Genomic DNA, 5,469 nt, shown 5'->3' with positions numbered 1-5,469 from the left:
CAAAATACCTCAGTTTCATCAGAACCAACAGATACTTCACCACGTTTACAACAAAATACCTCAGTTTCATTAGAGCCAACGAATACTCCATCACGTTCACAACAAAAATCTGCAGTTTCCTCAGAACCAACAGATACTTCACCACGTTCACAACAAAATAATTCAGTTTCATCAGAACCAACGAATACTCCATCACGTTCACAACAAAAATCTACAGTTTCATCAAAATCTACAAATACTCCATCATGTTCACAAAAGATTTCCACAGTTTTATTAAAATTACCATCCCCACTTGTTCCGCAAGCAGAGTCAAAAAGATTCAAGATAAAACAAAATCATCCACAATCGATTTCTAAGTATCAAATCAACACGTCTAAAAATATTAAAGATATTACAAATGAAATCCAAAAACTTTTACGTAATTATCAATTAATTCATTTACCCATCATAATATTTTTAGAACAAATTCATATTAAAGGTTTTATAATGAGTATTGGTAAAGAATCAATTGCTGTTACTGGGCCAAATCTACAGATAAAAGATAATTCAACTAATAAGATTATACAATCTCCAAATAAAATCACTATTAAAATTAAATCAATTCAAGCAATTAGTAATACGAAAAACTTCCTTATAAAAAATAATGCAGATCGAATAAATTAAAATAAAAAAACATAAATGGCGGAAGTTTACAAAATTATAGATTCCATGAAAATATAAAATTTTAAAATTGATTCTCCATTCCTTTGTTGCCTAATTTATTTTAAAATAAGGGATTCTACCGTATTGATCCGCCCCGCCATTAATTTAACAAATAAAAATACCCACAAGTACGAATTCATTATGTCCATTGTAATGTTTTGTTTGTTAGGCAAGGTAAATATCTAAAAAAGTACCTTCCCTCTTATATAGTTAAAAGTACAACAGATAGGCTCTTATGCTATTACACTTAAGAGCCTATCTCACCAGTATTATACTCAACTAGTTATATAAAATTCCTTTATATAAAATAGAAGATATCCTTACAATTATTCTGGGAAAATAAAGCTAGAGTCCCCTTCACTATTAGCGGAATCTTCTTTTGGGAATGTAATAGTAGATCCTTCATTTCCCTTATTCCCTTTATTTATCTCTTGTTCCTCAGGAAATACAATGGAAGAATCATTACTTAAGTTTGGTGAAAAACCAAGTTTAGATAAAATGGCTTTTAAGTCAGGTAAAACACCAATTTTATCAGAAGTTGGATCATTTGATTTCGTTCCGGTGCTAGAATCACTTAAAATATCCCTAAGTTGACTTGGTGTATATACTCTCCCCTGATTATTTTTTGCAATTCCTTGAATTGATGCTGCAGCACCAGCAATAATAGGTGATGCGCTAGATGTTCCAGCAAAACTAGATGTATATAAATTTGTTATAAATTCACTTGGTTTAGCATCTGTAGTATCTACTGCATTCCCCCATCCATACACATCCACTCTACTACCATAATTAGAGAAATATGAACGCTTATGAGGAACCCTTGCAGAAGCTGCCCCAACCATAATTGCCCCTGAATCTTTAAAATCAGGACTATTACGATTTAAAACTTGTTTACCATTACGGTCTCTAAATTGATCCAAGTCATTTCCGCCGTTTGCACCTGCTTCAATAATAATAATTCCCTTATTTGTTCCCATACGAATTGCATCAAATATGTCTGGTTTTACTTCCACAGGAAAATAGTTCTTATCTCCATATCCATCGTAAGTTGCTTGTGCCTCTAGTAAAAGAATATCTCCAGCTTGCATATTATTAACCGCACTTAAAATAGCATCAGCTGTATTATAATTTCCGTTATCCCTAATCTGGGATACAACCTTTACCTTAGCTTTCGGTGCGATCCCAATTCCACCTATGTTATTATCCTCTGCCGAAACAATTCCTAAGACTGAGGTACCATGATCATGGTGCTCGCTTTTATTCTGTCCAGATATCAATTCAATTTTTTGATTCACTAAATCCTCATGATTAAATAACCACCCATACTCCATATCTACAAAAGTAGTTCCTTTTCCATCTCCACCTTTTATGCTCCAGGCATAAGGTGCATTAATTCCTAATGGTGCTGGTTCAAGGTAACCTTGTCTTGTAAGTCTAGGCTCATCATATGGATTAACAGATAAATTTGGCAAACGCTCTGCTGGTGGCGCCTCTTCTTCCTGTAAATACGCCGTTTCAACAAGAGATGATTTTTCAATTTTTGTAAGTAATGCTTGTACATCAATATCATCTTGAGTTTCTACAATATAATAGTTTAGCAAATTAGAAGAAATATGATCGGAATCTTTTATTTCTTTACCTAGATTTTTAATTTCTTTAGGATTTAAAGAATTAAAAAGTCGATTTATAGTTACATTTGGATATTCAGCTAAAATTCCAATTAACTCAGGATCTTGTTTTTCTTCTTTAATGAATTTTTCTATTCCATCCTGATATGGTAAATTCGCTTCATTTTTAAATTTCAAAATTAATTGTTTAGTAACTTGCTTATGTACATTAGAATTCAATTGCTTATTTGAATAATTGTAAGTAGCTGCGTAGGCAACTTCTGATTTTTCACTTGGAAGTAGTCCGCCCACCCCATTAAATGCTGTTAATGCAATTGAAGAAACTAGAATTCCCTTAAAAATTTTCAAAATGTGCACCTCTTTTTATTAATATATAATTATAAAAAAATGTATATTACCTAATTTATTTTTATACAAACGTTTTATATGTAGGACTATATTTTCAACTCCATTCATTCTTTAATATTTGTTTATACATCATTAATACAACCAATCCATACCAACAACTTTATTAGTTCAGTCACATAACTGTAACCATTATAGTTACACCTTTATGGAATAGTCAACCTTAAATGCAATTTTGCATGTAAAATCATACATACTTCTATCAACTTACTCCCAATTATTTCAAGAGCAGTTGAACTTCTATCATTTTGAGTAATTGCATATATATAATATAAAACATATAAGGGGGGTTAAAACGTGGTAATCTCAAGACAAGACTCCTGGACTGATGATAACGATTTACTTCTCGCATCAACAGTACTTCAGAATATTCGTAACGGTGGAACACAGTTAGCTGCATTCAAAGAAGTAGCAAAACTACTAGCTAGAACACCCGCAGCGTGTGGATTTCGTTGGAATTCATATGTGAGAAAACAATACCAAGAAGAAATACAACAAGCAAAACAAGACCAAAAAATGGGAAATAATATTCCCCTCTCCCCATCAGAAAAAGAAAAAAACTCTTTGTCTATTACATTAGATGATATTATTCTCTTTCTACAAAATTATAAAAATGCGAATGAATTCACAAAGTTACAAAATCAAATTGAAGATTTAGAAACAGAGAATCAATCTCTTCTACAACGTATAACTATGTATGAAGAAGAGTATCGTATGTTACTGAACCATATCGATAAGACAAGAAATTTAATTGCAGTGGATTAAACAGCATAACTATAATGACTTTCCCGTAGGATCTTTGCCCACCAAAACTGCCATAAACAAGAAAATTCAGACTATTATTAATGATAATAAGTAAAATACACATACATAATGTATGTGTATTTTACTTTGACTATTATTAAAAGAAATATTTAGTCTATGTTACATCTTTTCTAATATTTCTTGTCTTTCACACCATTTTGTTAGCTTTTCTAATGCTTTTTTAGATAAACGTTTTGTTTTATAATTACAAAACCTAGATAATGTAGACGGAGAAATACTAATTTCATCTGCTATTTCACGAATGCTTACCTTCTTTTCATTGTGTACTTTCAGTATTTGGTCACGGATCTTTTTCTCTATTTGTTCGACTGATTCTACAGTCTTCTTTATTTCTTTAACAACTTTTACTTCCGGTAATTGCTCTTGTGGTTCCTCTATACTCTTCTTTCCTATTACCCTATCCATTGACTGTAGCATTTCTTCAGGTGGTAAAATCGTTATTCCTAAGTTGGTGTAATAATTTTTAAACCAATTACGTTTCCCAATTTGTTGTTCATCCAGTGGATCACTATACTCCCAATGAGAAATTACTTTTTCATTTTCTAAATCCATTAGAACATTTTCTAACTGTTCTCTAATACGATTAGGCTTCCAATCTTTTGGGATATCCATTACTGCTAGCAGTCCTTTGTCCCCACCTATAGAATATGGCTTTTTCAATGATGAATACATTTGTCTAATTCTCCATTGCCATGTTAAGTATCGAATTAACCTTTTATGATATTTGTGTCTATAACTATTGTATTCAAGTGCTTTTTTAGATAATAGGGCTGTTGTATTATTTGATCCATACAAATAATTAGTTAAAAAGCTACCCGGCTTAATACGACAAGATTCAATACCCATGTATTCGTTAGTAACACTATGTCTCCATAAAACAACTGAATCTAATACAAATAATCTTTTGATAACTTCACGCTTTAATTCTAAACGTTCCCCATCATCATCACGGTCATTTAATACAACGACTTCATTCTCATCATTTAAATAGATAAAAATGCTTGCTAAAGCTGCAATTCTCTTTGCTATCTTAATTTTATCTTCCGCTCTATAGTATTCTTTATTTTTAACAACTGTTTTTGGAATGTTGCACATTTCTAAAACTTGTTCATAAGAAAAGTCAATAAAATCATCTGGAGATTTTGCTTCATTGATCCACTGTATTGTGATTGCATCTAAGCAATCTGCCGTTAAATCATCCATATTACTCATTACGTCATCTACAAGGGTATTCCATCGGGCTGCTTCTTCTATATTAGTAAGTCTTAAATCTTCATCTTTGTGTGAAGAAAGCTGAGCTACACCAGTAGAAGATTTTGTTTCAATAGGATATTGTAAAACTTTACTCAATTCGTCCTCTTCAAATTGATTTTTTGCAATCCCATCTCTTAGCTTATAATAAACAGCAGAGTTATTTACCTCATAATAATCCTCATGGTTTACTATGCTTGTCTCTTCTATATTTTGATCATTTTCTACTATTATGGAACTTGAAGATGCTACATTTTGAAATTCTTTGTCTATAAATCCTTCAATTTCTTTATATATTTCTTCCTTATAGGAATCAATTTTGGCATAAATTTGTACTAATGTAATTCCGGACTCTTGCTTTTTCTCTAACCAAGATACTAATGCAGTAAATGATGGAGAAGCATGGGGTGATGTGAGTACTTTATTATTATTGTTTTCAACATCTTTAAAGTATGCATTCCACTTATTCCATACTTGCTCGTTAGTTTTATAAATTGGCTCAGAGATTAACAACGCATCTCGAAACATTTGTAATAGGTTATCCACTTTCTTTTCCTCCCTAAACCATGGATCACAATAAAATAATTCTCAGTATAAAAATCTTAACCACTATTATATTTAATTTATTGTAACAGATATTTACAAATTTTTGTTTCTT

4 protein-coding genes are annotated in these 5,469 nt (G+C 31.3%); 2 read left to right on the top strand and 2 right to left on the bottom strand.

Going from position 1 to position 5,469, the window contains the following annotated elements; translation table 11 throughout:
- A partial coding sequence (locus MR107_RS29160) for a hypothetical protein (protein WP_242293085.1) occupies nt 1–663 on the top strand: 663 nt, incomplete at its 5' end.
- A 365-nt stretch (nt 664–1,028) separates the two neighbouring features.
- Here the strand turns inward: MR107_RS29160 and MR107_RS29155 are convergent.
- Nucleotides 1,029–2,678: a S8 family peptidase gene (locus MR107_RS29155; RefSeq protein WP_242293084.1), complete on the bottom strand. Its 1,650-nt coding sequence runs from the start codon at nt 2,676–2,678 to the stop codon at nt 1,029–1,031.
- Nucleotides 2,679–3,032: 354 nt separating this feature from the next.
- Here MR107_RS29155 and MR107_RS29150 point away from each other — a divergent pair, with 354 nt between their 5' ends.
- Complete coding sequence (locus tag MR107_RS29150; protein WP_242293083.1) at nt 3,033–3,500, top strand: RsfA family transcriptional regulator; 468 nt, start codon at nt 3,033–3,035, stop codon at nt 3,498–3,500.
- 159 nt (nt 3,501–3,659) lie between these two features.
- Here MR107_RS29150 and MR107_RS29145 read toward each other — a convergent pair whose 3' ends face one another.
- On the bottom strand, nt 3,660–5,357 hold the full coding sequence (locus MR107_RS29145; protein WP_086388120.1) for a helix-turn-helix domain-containing protein: 1,698 nt from the start codon (nt 5,355–5,357) through the stop codon (nt 3,660–3,662).
- Nucleotides 5,358–5,469: the final 112 nt, after the last annotated feature.

Origin of the sequence: Bacillus cereus group sp. BfR-BA-01441 (genome assembly GCF_022663075.1) — a bacterium.
GTDB lineage: Bacteria > Bacillota > Bacilli > Bacillales > Bacillaceae_G > Bacillus_A > Bacillus_A cereus.
Note: the sequence above shows the minus strand (reverse complement) of the source record. Positions and strands in the feature narration are given on the sequence as shown.